The 22,088-nt window shown below is 72.6% G+C and carries 6 protein-coding genes; 4 read left to right on the top strand and 2 right to left on the bottom strand.

Translation table 11 applies throughout. The features are described 5' to 3' along the window. Positions 1-654 precede the first annotated feature (654 nt). Positions 655-10,608: a non-ribosomal peptide synthetase/type I polyketide synthase gene (locus POL25_RS25745; protein WP_272088837.1), complete on the top strand. Its 9,954-nt coding sequence runs from the start codon at positions 655-657 to the stop codon at positions 10,606-10,608. Positions 10,609-11,420: 812 nt separating this feature from the next. Here POL25_RS25745 and POL25_RS25740 read toward each other — a convergent pair. Further along, entirely contained in the window at positions 11,421-12,617 is a 1,197-nt protein-coding gene (locus POL25_RS25740; RefSeq protein ID WP_272088836.1) for a hypothetical protein, read from the bottom strand. A gap of 34 nt (positions 12,618-12,651) precedes the next feature. Between POL25_RS25740 and POL25_RS25735 the strand changes: the two genes are divergently transcribed. Both POL25_RS25735 and POL25_RS25730 read left to right on the top strand, forming a co-directional pair. Continuing rightward, positions 12,652-12,909 (top strand): hypothetical protein, encoded by a 258-nt coding sequence (locus POL25_RS25735; protein ID WP_272088835.1) that lies wholly within the window; start codon positions 12,652-12,654, stop codon positions 12,907-12,909. Between the two features lie 413 nt (positions 12,910-13,322). Continuing rightward, positions 13,323-13,847: a DinB family protein gene (locus POL25_RS25730; protein WP_272088834.1), complete on the top strand. Its 525-nt coding sequence runs from the start codon at positions 13,323-13,325 to the stop codon at positions 13,845-13,847. Between the two features lie 1,154 nt (positions 13,848-15,001). On the opposite strand, the gene POL25_RS25725 is transcribed toward POL25_RS25730, so the two are convergent. Further along, positions 15,002-20,260 (bottom strand): ATP-binding sensor histidine kinase, encoded by a 5,259-nt coding sequence (locus POL25_RS25725; RefSeq protein ID WP_272088833.1) that lies wholly within the window; start codon positions 20,258-20,260, stop codon positions 15,002-15,004. A gap of 377 nt (positions 20,261-20,637) precedes the next feature. Between POL25_RS25725 and POL25_RS25720 the strand changes: the two genes are divergently transcribed. Further along, the gene (locus POL25_RS25720) at positions 20,638-21,885 is read left to right on the top strand and encodes a cytochrome P450 (protein WP_272088832.1); all 1,248 of its coding nucleotides are present in this window, start codon (positions 20,638-20,640) and stop codon (positions 21,883-21,885) included. Positions 21,886-22,088: the final 203 nt, after the last annotated feature.

Raw genomic sequence — 22,088 nt, 5'->3', positions numbered from 1 at the left:
TTGCAGGCACCTCGATGCGGGGTGCCATGATTTCGCCCGGCGATCTCCGGGACGTTCGTTCACCGTCAGGTCGCGCCGGGCGGCCCGGTCAGGGGCCCGGCAAGCAGCAGTCGACGACCGTTCGCCTGAAGAGCGTCCGCGTCCGCGAGCGCTCGTGAAATGTGGAGACACACCGATGCACAGCCAAGGATGCGCGATGCCGACCGCTCCTGCCGAGGGCCGGCGAACGGCTGCGGACCGGGCGAGGCGCGCGGCGGGCGTTTCACTGCAGGAGCCGCAATTGTTCCACGACGTCATTCACAAGAGAGATCTCCGCGGACCTCGCCGCGCCGAGGCGCCGACGCGAGAGTGCTTGTTCGCCGGACTGCGTCGCGAGTTCGTGAGTCTGGCAAATGACATTTGCGAGGTGACTTGCGGACATCTGTCCGCTCAGTAGAATTCCTGGTAGTCGGCGGTGTGGCGCGGTGTATATCTATTCACACCCGCTGCACGGGACTTCGCCTTTTATTTGGCTCCACGACTACGGACATTCACCCGGCGATACGTATCCGCGCCGAGGCGAATCCGCGGGACGGGAGCAGATCGCTCCAGCGCGTGCTGTTCGCGCATCCAGGGGGAAATGTGCACCTTCGTCGCTCGGATGTATACACAGGAGTGGACTCGATCGACCTCGGACCGCCGCACCGCGAGGGTCCTGTCGCCGGCTACACAATCGCTGCTTCTTGCGAGCAGGCGCTGGTATGGCTGCGTCTGGGGCTGTTCGGGCCGTCGCCGGTCCACCACCGCTGCGCCGCGGCGTGGGTCGACGGGGCGGTCGACGTCGGGCGGCTCGAGCAGGCGACGCTGCGGCTCGGGGAGCGCCACGATCTGCTGCGGACGACCTTCTGCGAGGGGACGCAGGAGACCGGCGAAGCGCGGCTGCTGCAGGTGATCGCCGCGGCCGCGTCGCCGCGGCTGGTCCGCGTCGAGGGCGGCGACTGGAGCGAGGAGGAGGTGCTGTGCCGCGCCGGCGAGGCGGCGCGCGGCGGGCTCGATCCGCAGGCCGAGCCGCCGTGGCGAGTCTGCCTGATCCGCCAGCGCGCCGATCGGCACCTGGCAGTATTGGTCGTGCACGCGCTGCTCGCCGATGCAGACAGCGACGCGGAGTGCCTCCTTAAGGAATGGCGAATGCTGGTGGAGGGGTCCGGTCCAATGCCCGGACAGGTGACCGGGCGTTATACCCAGCACCTGCGGGCCCAGGCCGAGTCGCTGGAGTCGCCGCAGACCCGCAGCGCGATCGCCTGGTGGCAAGCCCAGCACGCCGGCGCGCCGGCGCTGCTCGAGCTGCCGGTGGATCGCCCGCGCTCGCCGGTGCCGGCCCGTCCTGGGGCCAGGGCGTCGCGGCGGCTCGGCGACGACGTGCCGGCGGCGCTGACGGCCGCGGCCTCCCGCGGCGGGGTCGAGGTCGAGACGGTCGCGCTGACCGGCCTGCTGGCGGTGCTGCACCGCTACACCGGGCAGGCCGAGCTGGTGGTCGAGGCGCGCGCGGCCCAGGCGGGCGAGAAGCCGCGCCTGGGGCCGGTGGCCGACCGCTGGATGCTGCGCGTCGCGGTCCTGCCGGAGCAGGGCTTCGGTTCGCTGCTGGCGCGCACGCAGGCGGCGATCGCCACGGCGCAGGAGCACGGCGCGCTGGCCTCGCTGGTGGCGGCGATGACGACTCGCGCGCCCGAGTGCCAGGTGTATTTCCACGGCGCCAGCGACGAGCCGTCGGGGGTCGCGCTCGACCTCGGGGTCGTCGCGCACGAGCTCGAGCTGGCGATCGATCTGCGCGAGGGGCTGCTGCTGGCCGCGTACGACCGCGACCTGTTCGAGCCCGACACGGTGGCGCGGCTGCTCGGTCACTGGGAGATGGTGCTGGTGGCGGCGCTGGCCGAGCCGGCGCGGCCGGTCAGCACGCTGGCGCTGCTGGTGCCGGCCGAGCTGCAGACGGTGGTGCACGCGTGGAACGCGACCGGCGCGGCCTACCTCGGGCCCGATTGCCTGCAGGGGCTGTTCGCGGCCCAGGCCTCGCGCACGCCCGACGCGCCGGCGGTGGTGTGCGGCGGCCAGAGCCTGACGTACCGCGAGCTGCAGGCGCGCGCGACCCGGCTGGCGTGGCGCCTGCGCGGGCTGGGGGTCGGCGCCGACGTGCCGGTGGGGCTGTTCCTCGACCGCTCGCTCGAGCTGGCGGTCGGGGTGCTGGCGATCTTGCTGGCGGGCGGGACCTACGTGCCGCTCGACCCGGCCTACCCGCCGGAGCGGCTGGCGTGGATCGTGGCCGACAGCGGGGCGGTGGCGATGGTGACGCGCGCCGACCTGGCGGCCACGCTGCCGCCGAGCCAGGCCCAGCCGGTGCTGGTCGAGGTGGCGGTCGAGGCCAGCCCGGTGCCGCTGCCGCGCACCGACCCGGGCGACCTGGCCTACGTGATCTACACGTCGGGCTCGACGGGCCGGCCGAAGGGGATCGGCATGCCGCACGCGGCGCTGGTCAATCTGATCGAGTGGCACGCGGAGGCGCTGCTCGGCGGGGCGCGCACGCTGCAGTTCGCGGCGCTGGGCTTCGATCTGTGCTTCTACGAGCTGTTCACGGCGTGGCGCACCGGCGGCGCGGTCCACATGATCGACGAGGCGGTCCGCCACGACGTGGCCCGGCTCGGGGCGACGATCGAGGCCGAGGCGCTCGAGAAGGTCATCCTGCCGGTGGTGGTGCTGCAGCAGCTGGCGGAGGAGTTCGCCGACCGGCCCGAGGTGCTGCGCAGCCTGCGAGAGGTGACGACGTCGGGCGAGCAGATGCACCTGACCGCGCCCGTGATCGCGCTGTTCGAGCGGCTGCCGCGGTGCACGCTGCACAACCACTACGGGCCGGCGGAGACGCACGTGGTGACCGCGTACGCGCTGCCCGAAGCGCGCTCGCAGTGGGTGCCGCACCCGCCGATCGGGCGGCCGATCGCCAATACGCGGGTGTTCGTGCTCGACCCGCACATGAACCCGTGCCCGGTCGGCGTGCCCGGCGAGCTGTACCTCGGCGGCGAGGGCCTGGCCCGCGGCTACTGGGGCCGGCCCGACCTGACGGCCGAGCGGTTCGTGCCCGACCCGTTCGCCAGCGAGCCCGGCGCCCGCCTTTATCGCACCGGCGACATCACCCGCCAGCGGCCCGACGGCACCATCGATTACCTGGGCCGGCGCGACGACCAGGTGAAGATCCGCGGGGTCCGGGTCGAGCTCGGCGAGGTGCTGTCGGCGATCTCCCGCCACCCGCGGGTGCAGGAGGCGGTGGTGGTCGCCCGCGAGGACACGCCGGGCGAGCGCCGGCTGGTGGCCTACTTCGTGGCCAGCCACGGCGAGGCGGCCTGCGACGTGGCGGCCGAGCTGCGGGTGTTCCTGCGCCGGTCGCTGACGGAGGCGATGATCCCGACGGCGTTCGTCGGGCTGCCGGCGATGCCGCTGACGCCCAACGGGAAGATCGACAAGCGGGCGCTGCCGCGGCCGGAGGACGACGCGACGGCGAGCACGTCGGTGCCGCCGCGCTCGGAGCTCGAGGTGTCGCTGGCGGCGATCTGGCAGGACGTGTTGAAGGTCGAGCGGGTCGGGGCGCACGACGATTTCTTCGCGCTCGGCGGACACTCGCTGCTGGCGACGCAGGTGCTGGCGCGGGTGCGGCGGACGTTCGCGGTCGAGCTGTCACTGGCGCAGCTCTACGCGGGGCCGACGGTGGCGGCGCTGGCGGGGCTGGTGCGGGCCCGACGGGCGCCGGCGAGCGAGCCGAGCCCGATCGCGCCGGCGCGGCGGGACGGGCCGCTGCCGCTGTCGCTGGCGCAGGAGCGGCTGTTCTTCCTCGACCGCCTGGCGCCGGACAGCACGGCCTACAACTGCCCGCACGGGTTCCGCCTGCGCGGGTCGCTCGACGCGGCGGCGCTGCAGCGCGGGCTCGATGCGCTGGTCGAGCGCCACGAGTCGCTGCGCACGACCTTCGTCGAGGTCGCAGGCCAGGCGCGGCAGGTGATCGGCGAGCGCGTGGCGGTGCCGCTGCGCCGCTTCGACCTGCGCAGCCTGCCGGCCGAGCTGCGCGCGCTCGAGCTCGAGCGCCGGCTCGCGAGCGAGGTGCGGCGGCCGTTCGATCTGTCGCGCGGCCCGCTGTTCCGCGGGTGCCTGATCCAGCTCGCCGACGATGAGCATTTCCTGCTGCTCGACCTGCACCACATCGTCGTCGACGGGTGGTCGATGCGGCTGCTGCTCGACGAGCTGGCGGCCCTTTACGAGGCGGAGCGCCGGGGGATGGCGGCCGGGCTGGTGCCGCTGGGGCTGCAGTTCGCCGACTACGCGGCGTGGGAGCGCGGGCGCCTGCAGCAGGGGCTGGAGCGGTCGATCGCGTGGTGGCGCGAGGCGCTGGCGGGGGCGCCACGGCTGTTGTCGCTGCCGACCGACCGGCCGCGGCCGAGCGTGCAGAGCTTCCGCGGCGGGGCGGTCGCGCTGCGGCCGGGGGCCGAGGTCAGCGCGGGGCTGCGCCGCCTGGGCGCGCCGGCGGGGCTGTCGCCGACGCTGGTGCTGCTGGCCGGGTTCGCGGCGCTGCTGCACCGCTACGCCGGTGAATCGACGATCGTGCTCGGGGTGCCGACGGCGGCCCGCGATCGGGTCGAGCTCGAGGGGCTGGTCGGGTTCTTCGTCAATACGCTGCCGATCCGCGTCGACCTGGCCAGCGACCCGAGCTTCGCCGAGCTGCTGACGCAGGTGCGCAAGACGACGCTGGCGGCCTACGATCACGACGCGGTGCCGTTCGACCGCATCGTCCAGGAGCTGCGGCCCGAGCGGACGCTGAGCCACAACCCGATCGTGCAGGTCGGCTTCGCGCCGCAGCCCCCGGGGGCCCGCGAGCTGCGGCTGGCGGGGCTGGAGGTCGAGAGCGTCGAGGCGGACGTGCCGCGGGCGGTGTTCGACCTGACGCTTTACGTGCGCGACGAGGACGGCGAGCTGTCGGCGCTGCTCGAGTACAGCGCGGACCTGTTCGAGCGGGCGACGATCGAGCGCATGGGCGAGCACCTGCTGGCGCTGCTGCGCGGGGCGATCGCGCGGCCGCAAGGGCGGGTGTCGCAGGCGCCGCTGCTCGGGCCGGAGGAGCGGGCCGAGGTGGTGACGCGCTGGAATGCGACGCCGGCGCTGGCGCAGGGCGGGGCGGCGATGATGCACGCGCTGGTGGCCGAGGCGGCCGCCAGCGATCCGCTGCGAGTGGCGGTGATGCTCGGGGCGGCGCGGCTGACGTACGGGGAGCTCGAGCGGCGCGCGGAGCTGCTGGCGCGCCACCTGGCGGCCCGCGGCGTGGGAGCGGAGTCGCTGGTGGCGATCAGCGTCGAGCGCTCGCTCGAGCTGGTGATCGCGGTGGTGGCGGTGCTCAAGGCCGGGGCGGCGTTTTTGCCGCTCGACCCGGCGTACCCGGCGGAGCGGCTGCAGTTCATGCTGGCCGACAGCGGGGCGCAGGTGGTGCTGACGCAGGCGCGCCTGGCGGAGCGGTTCGCGGGGCGCCAGGTGATCCGGCTCGACGCCGATCACGAGGCGATCGCGGCCGAGGCGACGGACGTGACGGTGAGCGACGATCCGGGGCGCGCGGCCTATGTGATCTACACGTCGGGCTCGACGGGCCGGCCGAAGGGGGTGGTGATCGAGCACCGCAGCGCGATCAACCTGGCGCGGGCGCAGCGGGGGCTGTTCGGGCTGACGGACGGCAGCGTGGTGCTGCAGTTCTCGGCGCTGAGCTTCGACGCGTTCGTGTTCGAGCTGCTGCTGGCGTGGGGCGCGGGGGCGACGCTGTGCCTGGTGCCGCCAGGGCTGCCGGTGCCAGGGCCGGAGTTCGCGGCGCTGCTGCGCGAGCAACGGGTGTCGATGTGCGTGCTGCCGCCGTCGCTGCTGGCGGCGATGGGCGACGAGCCGCTGCCGGACCTGGTGCACGTGGTGGCGGCGGGCGAGGCCTGCAGCGCCGAGCTGGTGCGCCGCTGGGGCCGCGGGCGCCGGTTCGTCAACGCCTACGGGCCGACCGAGACGACGGTGTGCGCGACGGCGGCGGCGTGCGAGCCGGGCGAGGGCCCGCCGCCGATCGGGGGGCCGCTGGCGGGCGTGCAGGTGTACGTGCTCGACCCGGCGGGCGAGCCGGCGCCGATCGGGGTGTTCGGCGAGCTCCACGTCGGCGGCGCCGGGGTGGCGCGCGGGTACCTGGGGCGGCCAGGGCTGACGGCCGAGCGCTTCGTGCCGGACCCGTTCTCGGCGGCGCCAGGGGCCCGGCTGTACCGCACCGGCGACCGCGTGCGCTGGCGGGCCGACGGGCAGCTCGAGTTCGCGGGGCGCCTCGATCGCCAGGTGAAGCTCCGCGGGTTCCGCATCGAGCTCGGCGAGGTCGAGGCGGTGGTCCGCGCCCACCCGGAGGTGAGCGACGCGGCGGTGGTGGTGGTCCGCCAGGAGCTGGTGGCGTACGTGGTGCCGCGCGAGCCCGAAGCGGAGCTGGCAGGGGCGGTGCGAGAGTTCGCGCGGGCGCGGCTGCCGGGGCACATGGTGCCGTCGGCGGTGGTGCCGGTGGCTTCGCTGCCGACGCTGCCGAACGGCAAGGTCGACGTGCAGGCGCTGGCGGACCGCAGCCCGCGAGCAGAGGCGCGGACGATCGCGCTGCCGCGCTCGCAGGTGGAGCGGGGGCTGGCGGAGATCTGGCGCGAGGCGCTGGGGCTGGCGGAGGTCGGGATCGACGAGGCGTTCTTCGAGCTCGGCGGGCACTCGCTGCTGCTGGCGCGGGTGCGCACGGCGATCGAGGCGAAGTTCGGGCGCCGGCTCGACATGGTCGAGCTGTTCCAGCACCCGACGATCCGCAGCCTGGCAGGGCGGCTGGCGGGGGCGGTGCCGGAGGTGGCGAGCGCTGCGATCGCGATCCGTCCGCAGGCGAGTGTCGAAGCGATCGCGATCGTCGGCATGGCGGGGCGCTTCCCCGGGGCCGACGACGTCGAGGCGCTGTGGCACAACCTGCTCGCCGGGGTCGAGGGCATTCATTTCTCCGATGACGAGGCGCTGGCGGCGGCGGGCGTCGAACGGGTGCCGGGCTTCGTGCCGGCGTTCGGGGTGATGAGCGACGCGTTCTGCTTCGACGCGGGGTTCTTCGGCTACAGCCCGCAGGAGGCGCGGCTGATGGATCCGCAGCAGCGGGTGTTCCTCGAGGCCGCGTTCGCGGCGCTCGAGGACGCGGCCTGCGATCCGTCGCGCGGGTCGGACCGCGTGGGGGTGTTCGGCGGCTGCGACGCGCCGCGCCACTGGCTGGCGCTCGGCGGCGGCGCGGGCGGGATCGACGAGTTCCAGCGCGGGGTGGCCAACATCCCCGACAACCTGACGTCGCGCGTGGCCTACAAGCTGGGGCTGCGCGGGCCGGCGGTGACGGTGCTGTCGGCGTGCTCGACGTCGCTGGTGGCGGTCCACCTGGCCAGCCAGAGCCTGCGCGCGGGCGAGTGCGACGTGGCCCTGGCCGGCGGGGCCGCGGTGGCGCCGGCGACGGTGCTGGGCCACGTCCACGAGGATGGATCGATCCTGTCGCCCGACGGGCACTGCCGGCCGTTCGACGCCGCGGCCGCGGGCACGGTGGCGGCCAGCGGGGTCGGGGTGGTGGTGCTGAAGCGCCTGGGCGACGCGTTGCGCGACGGCGACGCGATCCGGGCGGTGATCCGCGGCTCGGCGATCGGCAACGACGGGGCGGACAAGGTCGGCTACACGGCGCCAGGGCTGCAGGGCCAGGTCGACGTGCTGCGCCGGGCCTACGCGGCGGCCGAGGTGTCGCCGGCGAGCGTGGGGCTGGTCGAGGCCCACGGGACGGCGACGCGGCTGGGCGACCCGATCGAGGTCGCGGCGCTGACGCGGGTGTTCGCGGCCGCGGAGGCGCGGATCGGCGGGTGCGCGCTGGGATCGATCAAGAGCAACCTGGGCCACCTCAGCGCGGCGGCGGGGGTGACGGGGCTGATCAAGGCGACGCTGGCGCTGGAGCGCGGCCAGATCCCGGGGACGCTGCACTTCACGGCGCCGAGCCCGGAGCTGCGGCTGGCAGAGAGCCCGTTCTTCGTGCCGGCGACGGCGGTGGCGTGGCCGGAGCAGGCAGGGCCGCGGCGCGCGGGGGTGAGCGCGTTCGGGGTGGGCGGGACGAATGCGCACGTGGTGCTCGAGGCGGCGCCGAACCCGGGGCCGGGCGGGCCGGGCCGGGCGTGGCAGATGTTGCCCCTGTCGGCGCGCACGAGCGCCGCCCTGGGCTCGCGCGCGGAGCTGCTGGCGGCGCACCTGGGCGAGCGGCCGACGCTGCCGCTGGCCGACGTGGCGTACACGCTGCAGCAGCGGACGGCGCTGGCGCCGGCGCGCGCGGTGGTGGTCTGCCGCGAAGGGGCCGGGGCGCAGGCGGCCCTGGCCGGCCGCAGCCCGGGCCAGATGGTCCGCGGGCAGGTGCGCGCCCGCGCGCCGCAGGTGGTGTTCGTGTTCCCCGGCGGCGGTAGTCAGCACGTCGACATGGGCCGCGAGCTGTACGCGGAGCTGCCGGTGTTCCGCGCGGCCCTCGACGCGTGCGCGGAGCTGTTCGTGGCCGAGCTGGGGGAGGACATCCGGACGGCGATGTATCCGCCGCCGGGCGGGTACGAGGCGGCGAAGCAGCGGCTGCTGGCGCCGTCGCGCAACATGGCGACGATCTTCGCGGTCGAGTACGCGCTGGCGCAGGTGCTGATCGACTGGGGCGTGCGCCCGGCGGCGCTGTTCGGCCACAGCCTCGGGGAGTACGTGGCGGCGGCGGTGGCGGGGGTGTTCTCGCTGGCCGACGCGGTGGCGCTGGTGGCGATCCGCGGGGCGCTGTGCGACGCGGCCCCGCCGGCGGCGATGGTGGCGGTGCCGCTGGCGCCGGCGGCCGCGGCGGCGCGGCTGGTGCCTGGGCTGTCGCTGGCGGCCATCAACGGGCCGGAGTCGTGCGTGGTGGCAGGGGCGATGACGGCGATGGAGCCGTTCCTGGCGGCGCTGGTGGAGGCAGGCATCGAGGCCCGCCGACTGCCGATCGCCACGGCGTCGCACTCGGCGCTGATGGAGCCGCTGGTCGAACGACTGGTGGAGCGGGCGCGCGCGGTGGAGTTCTCGCCGCCGCAGATCCGGATGGTGTCGGGGATGACGGGGGAGTGGATCGGGGCGGAGCTGTGCGACCCGGGCTACTGGGGCCGCCACCTGCGCCAGACGGTCCGCTTCGCCGACGGGACGGCGACGCTGCACGCGGACCCGGATACGGTGTGCCTCGAGGTGGGCCCGGGCGGGCACCTGGCGAGCTTCATCCGCAATCACCCGGATGCGGGGCCGGACCGGCTGGTGGTGGCGGCGATGGCCCACCCGCGCGCGGGTCGCAGCGAGCTCGAGGCGCTGCTGCTGGCGCTCGGGCAGCTGTGGTGCGCAGGGGCGCCGATCGACTGGCAAGCGTTCGCGGGGGAGGAGCCGCGGCGCAAGCTGCCGCTGCCGACGTACCCGTTCGCGCGCACGCGCCACGCGATCGAGGTGCGACCGGCCGGGCCGACGCTGGTGCTTGCAGCCCCGACGCCAGAGCCGGCGGCGAACTCGAGCGAGGCGCGGGAGGAGGCGCCGCGCGACGGGCTGGCGGCGATCGTGGCGGAGATCTGGCGCGAGGCGCTGGGAGTGACGCGGGTGCACGATTCGGACAACTTCTTCGACCTCGGCGGGACGTCGCTGACGGCTGTGAAGATCCGGGCCCGCGTCCGCGAACGCTTCGGGGTGACGACGCCAGTCCACGCGCTGCTCGAGCACCCGAACTTCGCCGAGTTCGTGGCGGCGCTGCGCAGCCTGATCGGCGGGGGAGCAGAGGAGGGCGAGCGCTCGCTGCTGGTGCCGCTGCGGCCAGGCAAGCCAGGGACGCGGCCGATCTTCCTGGTCCAGCCGATCGGGGGGACGGTGTACACGTACCTGCCGCTGAGCCGCCACCTGGATGCGGGCGGGGCGGCGATCTTCGGGGTGCGAGCGTCAGGCACGGACGCGGGCGAGCCAGTGCTCGACGAGGTGCCCGCGATGGCCGAGCGCTATGTGGCGGAGATCCTGCGCGAACAACCAGAGGGGCCGTTCATCGTGGGCGGGCACTCGGCAGGCGGGATCACGGCGTACGAGGTGGCCCGCCAGCTGGAAAGCCGCGGCCACACGGTGCGCCTGCTGATCCTGGATGCGCCGTCGATGCCGGCAGTGTACGAGGACGTGATCCTGACGATCGAGGATTTCCTCCGCAGCCACGAGGCGTTCGCTTCGTGCGAGTCACCGTCGTACCAGAGCTTCGTGGCGGCGCTCGAGACGGACGCAGCGCTGCGACAGATCGTGCTGGCGACGTGCCTGGCCGAGCAACGCTACAAGCCGCAGCCGATCGCGGCCGAGGTGGTGTACTTCGCAGCGAACGAACAACGCGACACCCGCGACACACACGCAGGGATGTACTGGCTGGACCTGGTGGAAGGGCCGTTCTCGCTGTACCGAACTCCAGGCGACCACTTCACGATGATGGACGAGCCGTGGGTGGAGACGCTGGCGCGGCTGATCGACCGGCATCTGCGACGGTGAGGCTGCGCGCGCGGCTCCGGAGAGCTGGAGTCGCGCGCATGAGAGGTCGGGGGTCGGTCTCGGTCTCGGTCTCGGCTCGGTCGAGGGCCGGAGCGTGTGCGGGGGCTCGGTCGAGTGATGGAGCGTGTTCGAGAGATCGGCGGGTCGAGGAGCGGGGGCGCGGGCGAGTTTGGCGAGGGGCGGGGAACGGGGCGTGTGCGGGGGCGTGGGCGCGTTTGGCGAGGGTCGAGGAACGGGGCGTGTACGGGGGCGCGGGGCGAGTTTGGCGAGGGGCGAGGAACGGGGCGTGTGCGGGGGCGCGGGGCGCGGAGAACCGGGTGACGGCGGGCACGGAGCGGCGGAGTGGGTCCCTCGCGACGGCGGGCGCCCTCACGTGCTCGGCGCCATCTGTCCTTGAAGGCAGATCGGCCAGCGCGCAGGCCAGGGCGTGAACGGCGAGCGTTGGCGCCTGCGCGCGGTGAAACAGGCTCCGTCCCACCTGCGTCCCACTCCGCCGCTCCGTGCCCGCCTGCGAGGATCGTCGCGAGCCCCGCGCTTCGCCGGGCGGAGACCGTTCGGGATAGGGCTGTTCGAAAGGACAGATCAGTTCTGCAGACCCCTCGTGCTCGTGATGGCTTCTCGAAGCCAGGCCAGATCGAGCGGGTGCATCGCTCAGGCCCGGTGTGCCTGGGGGCATGAACCGAGTTGGTTCTTCGTGCCGCGTGCTGGGTTGCGTAGGTCGGCGTGAGCTGTCTTTGAAGACAGATAGCGATGCGAGACGTCCAGGCCGGATGGTTCTTGCGGCAAGTGTCGCGCGGTCGAGAGCTGTGCCCTCACTCGGTCGGCGGGCAGTCTGTGGAGATCCAGGTCGCTTGATGCTCGACTGCGGCGAGTCGACCGCCGCCGACCCGCGTGCGCTCAGCGGAGCGTCCGGGGCGGAGGTGTGCGAGGTTCACTGCGGAAGCGCGACTGCTGGCGCGAACCAGGGTGCGAGACAACGGCGAGGAAATCAGCGATGAAGAAGACGACGGGGCGCGAGACGATTTGAAGACGACGACGAGGAGTGGAGCAGGCGTGAAGACGACGGCGACGCAGAAGAAGCCCGCGGCTGGTGCGAAGAGGGCAGCGAGGCGACATTCGGCGGAGCGCGAGACCGGCACGGAGAAGGCCGCGGGGGGGTCGCCGCAGACAGTTGGGGCGGGGAGTGCGGCGAAGCGGTCGTCGGAGAAGAAGGCCGTGGGAAGCGCGGCGAAGAAGTCGTCGGCACACAAGAAGACAGGACGCACGGCGAAGAGGTCGTCGGCTGCGAAGAAGGCCGCGGGAAGCGCCGCGACGAAGACGACGGCTGCGAAGAAGGCCGCGGGGCGCGTGACGAAGACGTCGGCGGCGAAGAAGGCCGCGGGGGGCGCGACGAAGACGTCGGCGGCGAAGAGGGCCGCGGGGAGGACGACGAAGAAGGGGGCGGCGAAGGGGGCCGCGGGGAGGACGACGAAGAAGTCGTCGACGAAGAAGACCGCGGGAAGTACGACGAAGAAGGCGTCGTCGCAGGAGACCGCGGGAAGTACGGCGAAGACGGCGGCGGCGAAGAAGACTGCGGTAAGCACGACGAAGAGCTCGCCGGCGAAGAAGGGCGCGGAGAGTACGGCGCAGAAGTCGTCGGCGAAAAAAGTTGCGGAGAGTACGGCGCAGAAGTCGTCGGCGAAGGAGGCCGCGGGAAGCACGACGAGGAAGTCGTCGGTGAAGAACGCCGCGGGGAGGACGACGAACCGCTCGGGGACGAAGAAGGCCGCGAGAAGCACGGCGCAGGCGGCGAAGAAGGTCGCGGGGCGCTCGACCAGGGTGGCGCAGGCGACGTGGTCGTCGGAGGGCGGGTGGGAGCGGGTCGTGCCGGGCGGGAGGTTGCGCGAGCGGTCCCGTGCGCGCGTGCCGGCTGCGATCGAGGAGCTCGATTGGCGGGCGTTCGACGCGTTACCGCCTGCCGATCCGGTCGCGGCGATCCGCGAGCTCGCGGCGCGGGTCGATCGGTTCATCGCTGGCGAGTTCGCGCAGCGCAGGTTTCACCGCGTGGTCGGGGCGGCCTGGGGCGAGCGGGTCTGCACGGCGCTCGGGTGGGAGCAAGTCGAGCTGCGCGATGACGAAGGACGCATGGTCCTCGACGCGATCGTCTCGCCCGATCGGCGCTACTACATCGGCACGGGCACATACGGCCGCCGCGTCGTCGAGTCGCACGGCGCGAACACCATGGAGCTGCTGTTCTCGATGCTACGCGACGGCGCCATGCTGCCACCCGCCGTGCCCGGCAACTACGTGGAGCTGGGCTGAGGCTCGCCGCGCCGGCGCGGCCGAGGACCGCGAGGACGGGCGCGACGCCGTGTCGTCAGAGGAGCGCTGTCGAGGCCAGCGAGCCAGTGGGGCTGTCACGCGGGCGGGCGGGCCGAGACCGCGAGACGGCCGCGTGGGTGAGAGGGCGCTGCTGAGGCCCGCGAGATCAGCGGCACGGTCGTGTCGGTCGAGGACCGCTGCGTCGGGCCGCGACGGTGTGCTCGGGCTTGAATCACGATCTGTCTCTCGGGACATCTCATCCGCGAGCCCTGCACGGGCCTGCCTGCGGCCATCGGATTCATGAATCGAGGGCCGGCAGGGCAGGCCTCGCGCACAGGAGGGATGTGCCGTCTTTTGGCGTCGCCGGTGCGCCGGCTTGATTTCTGCGGCGCTCTTCTCGAAGATCTCCGGCGATGCCCACCGAAGCCCGCGACATCCTGCTGCGGCAGCTCGACACCGCGTGGATGCTGGCCCAGTATCACCTCGACGGCCTCACCACGGAGGAGTGCCTGTGGCGACCGGCGCACGTCGGGTTGCACGTCCACCGCGCGGTCGATGGCCGCTGGCGCGCCGACTGGCCCGAGCACGAGGGTTACGACATCGGCCCGCCGAGCATCGCCTGGCTGACCTGGCACATCGGCTTCTGGTGGTCGATGGCGCTCGACCACTCCTTCGGCGCCGCCACGCTGATGCGCGAGGACGTCGCCTGGCCCGGCGACGCCGAGAGCGTGCGCGAACGGCTCGGCCGCCTCCAGTCGAGCTGGCGCGCCGCCGTCGAGGCGCTCGACGACGACGACCTGCGCTCCCCGCAGCGCACCCGCTGGCCGTTCCCGGACCGCCCATTCGCCGACGTGCTCGCGTGGGCCAACGTCGAGCTGATGAAGAACGCCGCCGAGATCGGCTACGCCCGCTTCCTCTACGGCGTACGCGCCCGCTGACGGCTCGCACGCGCTCCGGCGGGCCCATGCGCTCATGACAGCGGCTGAGCGGCTCTGAAGCCCTGCGGCCATGCATGAGAGCCGTGAGGCGCGAGTCGTCGTCGCGCGCGGAAGACGTCGTCGCGCGAAGAGAGTCACGGGGCACGCAGGAGCCGTCGTCCCGCGAAGAGAGTTGCCGTACACGCGGGAGGCATCGGCGCGCGAAGAGAGTCACGGGGCACGCAGGAGCCGTCGTCCCGCGAAGAGAGTTGCCGTACACGCGGGAGGCATCGGCGCGCGAAGGGAGTCATGGGGCACGCAGGAGCCGTCGTCGCGCGAAGAGAATTGCGGTGCACGCGGGAGGCATCGGCGCGCGAAGAGAGTCGTCGTGCGCGAGAGATGTCGTCGCGCGAAGAGGGTCGTCGTGCACGCACGGGAAGTCGTCACGCGCCGAGAGTCATCGTGCACGGGAGGCCTCGTCGCGCGAAGAGGGTCGTCGTGCACGCACGGGAAGTCGCGCGCCGAGAGTCAACGTGCACGGGAAGCCTCGTCGCGCGAAGAGAGTCGTCGTGCAACGCGAGAGACATCGTCGCGTGAAGAGAGTCGCCTGCACGCGAGACCCGTCGTTGCGCGGTGAGAGTCGCCGGGCACGCGGAGGCCTCGCGACACGAAGAGGAGCGCCGCGGACGCGGCAGACCTCGCCGCGCGGGGAGACACGCCGTTATTGACGCGAGAAAGCGTCTGTTCGGCGGCCAGTCCTGGCCGTCGAACAGGCGCCCCACGATCTCCGCGAACACAATCCCGCAGCGGAGCCGACGACGGCGAGTCGGCCTCTCACGGCTGCAGCCGTGCAAGGGGTTCGGGGAAGGGCCGGCCGCGAATTAGAGGCGGGATGGGTGCGAGGAACGAGCATCCATCTGCCGGTTAACTCGCGGCCGGCCCTTCCCCGAACCCCCCGCGAGGCGCGGTCGGCAATTCGCGAAGCAAGAGCTCGAGCCCCCCGCGAAGCAAGAGCTCGAGCCCGCCCGCGAAGCAAGAGCTCGGGCCCGCCCGCGCAGCAAGGCCCCGAGCCTGCCGGGCATCCTGAACCACCCGCGCAGCAAGAGCCCGCCGCACCGAGAGCCCGATGCCGCCCGCCGCAGCAAGCGAGCCCGCCCGCGCAGCGAGAGCCCGCCTCACGCAGCTGGCAGCGTGAAGAAGAACAGGCTGCCGCCGCCGAGTTCGCTCTCGACCCCCACGCTGCCGCCCAGGCGCTCGATGATGCGGCGCACGATCGACAGCCCCAACCCGTGGCCTTCCGCGCGCACCGTATCGAGCCGGGAGAACTCCGCGAACAGCTTCGCTTGCGCCTCCTGGTCGATGCCTGGCCCGTTGTCGCGGACCCAGAAGCGGACCTTGCCCTCGATCGCGTCGGCGCCGAGCTGCAGCCGCGGCGGCGACCCGCCGTACTTCAGCCCGTTGCTGATGTAGTTCGTCCACGCCTCTTCGATCCACGGCGCGTAGCCGAGCGCCGACGGCCACGCCTGGGGCGCCGCGATCTCGCCGCCGTACTCGCGCAGCATGTAGTCCATGCGCTGCTCGACCTGGCGCATGATCGCCGCCATGTCGAGGCGGCTGGTCTGGATCTGCTGCTTGCGCACTCCGGCCAGCAGCAGCAGCTCGTCGATGATGTTGGTGGCCGTGTGCGACGCCCGGCGGATGTTCTCGACCACGCGTTCGACCTCGTCGGAGTCGACCTCGTCGATGTGCTCGAGCAGGTACTCCGAGTAGCCGACCATCGCCCCGAGCGGGTTCTTGAGGTCGTGGGCGACCGTGCGGGCGAACGCGTCGAGCTCGGCGTTGCTGGCCGTCAGCGATTGATTGACGCGGTGCAGCTCGTCGGTGCGCTTCTGCACCAGCCGCTCCATGTTCGCGTACAGGTTGGCGTTCTCGATCGAGATCGCCGCCTGCGACGCGATCAGCTTGAGCGTGTGCAGCCGGGCCTCGGGGAACACCGACGGGATCAGCTCGTTCTCGAGGTACAGCACCCCGGTCAGCTTGGTCTGGTGGACCAGCGGCGTGCACAGCACCGAGCGCATCCCGCTGCGGGCCACGTACGTGTCGGTGGTGAACGGCCCGGCGCGGGCGGCGTCCTCGAGCACCACGCTGTCGGTGGTGTGGACCACGTAGTTGACGATCGACACCGGCACCGACGCCGCCTCGGCCAGCGGCAGCGGCTGCTTCAGCGTGTATGACCCGGTGTCGACCGACGACTCGGCGACCACGCTCAGCTGGCCCTCGCGCTCGAGCAGCAGCACGCCGCGGCGGGCCCCGGCGTTCTCGATCATGATCTGGATGATCTTCTCGAGCAGCGGCTCGACCGCGATCTCGGCCGTCAGCGCCTGCGCGGCCTTGATCACGCTGGTGAGGTCCAGGCCCTGGTTGCCGGTGGTCGACAGCGAGCTGGTGATGAGCGCGCGGTTGCTGCTGGCGGTGATCGTCGTGCCGACGCTCTCGGCGCGGGCGGCCAGGTGCGGGTACTTGACGTCGAGCGCGCGCACCTTCGCCAGCGCGCCCCAGCGCTCGTAGCCGTAGCGGGCCTGGCCGAGGTACACGCGGGCGATCTGGGCCCGGCCGCGGGCCTGGTGGAAGCGGCCGCACAGCTCGTTGGCGATCGCCTCGTGGTGGATGAACTGGCTGCGGCGGGCCCACTCGATCGCGCGGTCGTACTCGTCGAGCGCGACCAGGTCCTGGCCGCGGATGCGGGCGATCTCGGCGTCGAGGATGTGCAGGCGGTGCTGCTCGTTCTCGGGGCACAGCAGCGCCCACTGGGCCGTGGTCGCCCGGTGCGCCAGCAGCTGGGCCATCAGCGCCGCGCGCTCGGCCTCGTCGGCCGCGGTCGCGTGGCTGGCCGCCAGCGCCAGCGCGGCGTAAAACGGCAGGTCGGCGGTGTGCGGCCCGCCGACGGCGACCGCCATGAACGGCTGGGCCGCGGCGGCCAGCGCCAGCGCCTCCGGGTACGCCTCGAACAGCGTCGCCGTCATCAGCTTGCTGACGTGATGGAGGAAGCGGACGATCACGAGCCCGCTCGCGTCGACCCCGCGCAGCCACTCGGTCTCGCCCTCGTTGTCGCCGACCAGCGGCCCGTGGAACCACTGCTCGTGCTGCAGCGCGTCGACCACGTTGCCGAGCAGCACCAGCTGCGCGGTCGACATCGCGTCGCGCGTGCGGACCATCAGCGCCAGGCCTTGATCGATCTCCTCGCGGACCGCCGACAGGTCCTCGCCGCGGCGCAGGTTGGCCAGCGCGTGGAACACCGCCCCTTGCGAGGCGTACATGAAGTCGCCCGTCTCGAGCCCGAGCACGCGGGCCTGGTGGAGGTGGTGCAGGCTGTCGCGCAGCGGGCGGGTGTGGCCGGTGTAGAAGCCGACCATGAAGTGCACGCGGCTGGCGACCTCGGTCGACGTGAAGCGCTCTAGCAATTGCAGCGCCAGCCGGCCGTAGCGCAGCGCGTCGGCGGGGCGGCCGAGCGGGCCGACCAGCAGGTAGCCGAAGGTCGCGTAGCCGAAGGCCGACAGCTCGCCCGGGCCGCGGGTGAGCGACAGCAGGACGTGCTTGAGGATGACGACCGAGCCGAGGCGGGCGTCGACCACGAAGCCGGCGCCGAACGCCTCGTTGAGCAGGCGGAGCACCGCGCTGTGGGCCGGGTCGCGCATCGCCGGCGCGTCGGCCAGCGACTCGACCGTGCGGCCGGCCAGCGTCGCCTCGATCTCGCCGTAGACCGCGCCGAAGGTCGCCATCGTCGCCTCGGGCGTCTCCGGCAGCAGCTCGCCGAACTGCTGTAGACCGACGCGGCTGGCCGCCAGGCCCTCGGCGAAGCGGCCCTGCGACGACAGCAGCATCACCCGCAGGGCGAACAGGTCGGCCTGCTCGACCGGCGAGCGGGCGCGACCGATCAGGTCCGCGAGCTTGGCGTCGGCCCGGTCGACGCGGCCGCACATGTAGTCGCACTCGGCCTGCTCGCGGTGCAGCGCGAGCGTCAGCGCGTACTGCGAGTCCCACGCGTCCGTCGGCAGCACCGCGATGCCGGCCGAGGCGAACGCGGCGCCGGCGGCGTAGGCGGTGGCGCGCTTGGCCGCGCGCGCGGCCTCGAGGTTGGCGCGGGCCAAATGCAGGCGCTCGCCGGGGTCGTCGAGGCGCGGCGCGCCGGCGTTGAGGTGGCGGACCACGTCGAACAGCGCGTCGCCGCGGAGCTCGCCGACGTGGGCGGCCTGCAGGCTGCGACCGATCCGCAGGTGGACCTCGTGCAGCGCCTCGGGCGTGCTGAGCGACAGCGCGGCCTGCTGCACGCGGTCGTGGAGGAACCGGCAGGCGACCACCAGCTCCACTGTCTCATTCGCCTCGGGCGCGCCGTCGTCGATCGCCTCGAGCAGGCGGTAGTTGGAGTCGAGCGGCACGACCAGGCCGGCCTGCAGCGCCGGCCACAGCGTGGCGGCGACGCGGCCGGTGCTGCGCTCGGCGATCCGCGCCAGGGTCACGACGTCGAACTCGTGGCCGACGCAGGCGGCGACGGCGAGCAGGCGCTGGGTGTCGCCCGGGAACTCGCGCAGCCGCTCCGACATCAGCTCGGCCACGTTCTCGGTGATCGGGGCCGCGGCCACCGCGGCCGTGTCCCACGCCCACCCGCCGGTGGTCGCGTCGAAGCGGATCTGCCCGTTCCGATGCAGCATCGTCAGGAACTGCGTCAGGAAGAACGGGTTGCCGTGGGTCTTGTCGAACACCAGCGTGGCGAGGCTCTCGAGCCGCTCGACCTCTTCGCGCGGCGGCGGCGACCCGGGGCGCTCGCGGAGCAGCGTCTCGGCCAGCAGCGCGCGCACGCTGGCGCGGTCGAGCGGGCCGAGCGCGAGCTCGGTGAGGGCCACGCCGTCCTTGCGCAGCTGGGTGACCGTCGCGCGCAGCGGGTGGGCGAGGTCCACCTCGCCGTCGCGATAGGCCCCGACCAGCAGCAGGTGGCCGCCGTCGGGATCGGTGAGGATGAGCCGCAGCAGCGACAGAGAGCCGGCGTCGGCCCACTGCAGGTCGTCGAGGAAGATCACCAGCGGCGACGTGCGCGGGCACAGGGCGCGCACGAAGTTCTGCATCACCAGGCCGAAGCGGTTCTGCGACTCGGTCGGGCGCAGCGGCGGCAGCGGCGGCTGCTTGCCGAGGATCCGCTCGAGCTCGGGCACGAGGTCGACGACCAGCTGGCCGCTGCTGCCGACGGCCAGCTGGATGCGCGTGCGCCACTCCGCCAGCGTGCGCGACGACTCGGTCAGCAGCTGGCGCAGCAGGTCGGACAGGGCCGCCGCCAGGGCGCTGAACGGGATGTTGCGCTGGACCAGGTCGAACTTGCCGGTGACGAAGCGGCCGCCGCCGCGGGCGATCACGCGGTGGACCTCGTGGGCCAGCATCGACTTGCCGACGCCCGCGCCGCCGCCGACCAGCACCAGCTCGGGGCGGCCGTCCTGGACCCGCCCGAACGCCTCGGTCAGGGCGCGGATGTCGGCCTCGCGGCCGTACAGCTTCTGCGGGATGCGCAGCACGTCGGCGCGGTCGCGCTGGCCGAGCTCGAACGCCTCGATCTCGCCGGTCTCGTCGAGCGCCGCCAGGCAGCGGGCGAGGTCGGCCGACAGCCCGAGCGCGTGCTGGTAGCGGTCCTCCGGCCCCTTGGCCAGCAGCTTCATGACGATGTCGGAGACCGCGCGGGGGACCGTCGGCGTGCGCACCCACGGCGGCACCGGCGTGCGGGCGATGTGGCTGTGGACCAGCTCCATCGCGTCGTTGGCGTTGAACGGGACCGCGCCCGTCAGCATCTCGTAGAGCGTGACGCCGAGCGAGTAGAGGTCGGTGCGCTGGTCGACGATCCGGTTGACCCGCCCGCTCTGCTCGGGCGACATGTACATCAGCGTGCCCTCGAGCGCCTCGGGGCTCGAGACCTGGGCTGTCTCATGGGCCAGGTTGGTAGCGATGCCGAAGTCGATCAGCTTGACGCTGCCGGTCGTCGAATTGACGAGGATGTTGTGCGGCTTGATGTCCTTGTGGATGATCGCCCGCGCGTGCAGGCGCGCCAGGGTGTCGGCCAGCGCCACGCCCAGCTCGAGCGCCCGCCGCAGCTGCAGCGCCTCGCCGTGGATGACGTCGCTGAGCGGCACGCCGCCGTCGTCCTCCATCACCAGCGCGAGCCCGTTGCCGTAGTTCTCGAGCGAATAGACGCGCACGACCCCCGGCACCTCGAGCTCGCGCAGCGTGACGAACTCGCGGCGCAACTGTCTCAATGCGCGGGGGCTGGGGTACTCGCCCTTCAGCACCTTGATGACGACGGGGGTCTGCTCGTCTTCGCGGACGCCGCGGAAGATGATCGAGTTCTGCCCCTCGTGGAGCCGTTGCTTGAGCGAGAACCGTGGAGAGGCGTCCATGTCGAGCGTCGCTGAGCCGAACCGTCGTATCATACCGTCTGGCCGCGCTGGCGGCGTCCTTGTCGTCACCCCTGCATTCGCGCGGCGCGCAGGGCCACGCCCGCAGGCGAGGTCGGCCCTTGCCGCCCTGGCGGCGATGACGCACGAACAATCGTCCGCGGGCCATGGCGCGCAAACGGCACGAAACCGCGCCTTGCTCCATCCGCAGCGTTCACACGCGTTCGACGATGCACCAGTCGCACGCGCACCACGGCACTCGCAGAAGGGTCCCCAGCGCCCATTCTCCACCGTGGCGCGGCGATGTATGCTCAAGCATCTCGACCGCCGTCGACGGGCCCGGCCGCCCCGTCGCCGCCACGGCCTCGGAGCCCTCGCCGATGTCTCATCAACCGACCGCGCCCCCCGTCAAGTTCGACATTCTCAGCCCAGCTTTCTTCGCCGACCCCTATCCGACGCTGGCGCGCATGCGCGAGGAAGAGCCGGTATTTTGGCACCCCTTGCTCAAGAGCTGGGTCCTCACCCGCTACGCCGACGTCCAGCGGGTCCTACGCGACAGCAAGTCGGAGTTCTCCAACTCGAAGGTCGAACAGTACGGCGTCGGCGCGCCCGAGAGCGTGCGTGACAAGCTCGAGGTGTTCAACACGTTCGTGTCGAGCTGGGTCGCGTTCATGGACCCGCCGAACCACACGCGGCTGCGCGCGCTGATCTCCCGCGCGTTCACGGTCCAGGCGGTCGAGCGGCTGCGGCCGCGGATCCAGCACGCGATCGACGAATTGCTGGCGGCCGTGCGCCCGCGCGGGCGCATGGACGTGGTGGCCGACTTCGCCGCGCAGCTGCCGATGATCGTGTTCAGCGAGCTCATGGGCATCCCGCGCGAGGACGGCGAGCGGCTGCGGGAGGACGCGCTGATCGTGATGTCGCTGTTCGGCGCGGGCATCGCCACCGCCGAGGCTGTCGAGTCGGCGTACCGCGGCGTCATGAGCTACTACGAATACTTCAACGCGCACATCGCCGCGCGGCGCAGCCGCTCGACCGAGGACCTGCTGAGCAAGCTGGTCGAGGCGCGCGTCGACGGCGTCGGCATGACCGACACCGAGCTCGTGGCGATGTGCGTGACCCTGTTCCTGGCCAGCCAGGAGACGACGCTGTACATGGTGGCCAACGCGGTCAACATCCTCGTGCGCCGGCCCGAGCAGGCGCAGCGCCTGCGCCAGGAGCCGCGCCTCCTCGACAACGCGCTCGAGGAGCTGATGCGGTTCGACGGCCCGACGTTCGGCACCTTCCGCCGCGCGCTCGTGGACATCACCGATCTGCCGGGGGGCCGGATCCCCGCCGGCGACTATGTGCTGAGCGTCCTCTGCTCCGCGAACCGAGACGGTCATCGATTCCCCGATCCCGACCGGTTCGACATCGAGCGCCAGGACGTACGTCACCTGTCCTTCAGTTCTGGTATCCACACTTGCCCGGGCGCGGCGCTGTCGCGGCTCGAGGGACGTCTGGCCATTCAAACGCTGCTCCGGACCTTCTCCGACCTGCGCCTCGCCAGCGACGCGCCGCTCGAATGGTTGCCGAGCATGATGGTCCGCGGCTTCAAGTCGCTGCCGATCACGATGACCTCCGCCTGACGGCCGCTCGCCGCCCGGCCGCCCCCCGCGACACCCCGCCGCAGCCTCGCTCGGCGGGGTTCGGCAATTGTCGAGACGCGCGGTCTTCGCTGTGGCGATTGTACATACAGCCACCCGCGCGGCCTTCGGCCCCCGAGAGCCGAGTCGGGTGCGGTGGGACATCGAGACCCGAGAGCGGCCACGATTTAAATCCATGAATTAAT

The organism is Nannocystis bainbridge (assembly GCF_028368995.1).
Classification (GTDB): Bacteria; Myxococcota_A; Polyangia; order Nannocystales; family Nannocystaceae; genus Nannocystis; species Nannocystis bainbridge.
Note: the sequence above shows the minus strand (reverse complement) of the source record. Positions and strands in the feature narration are given on the sequence as shown.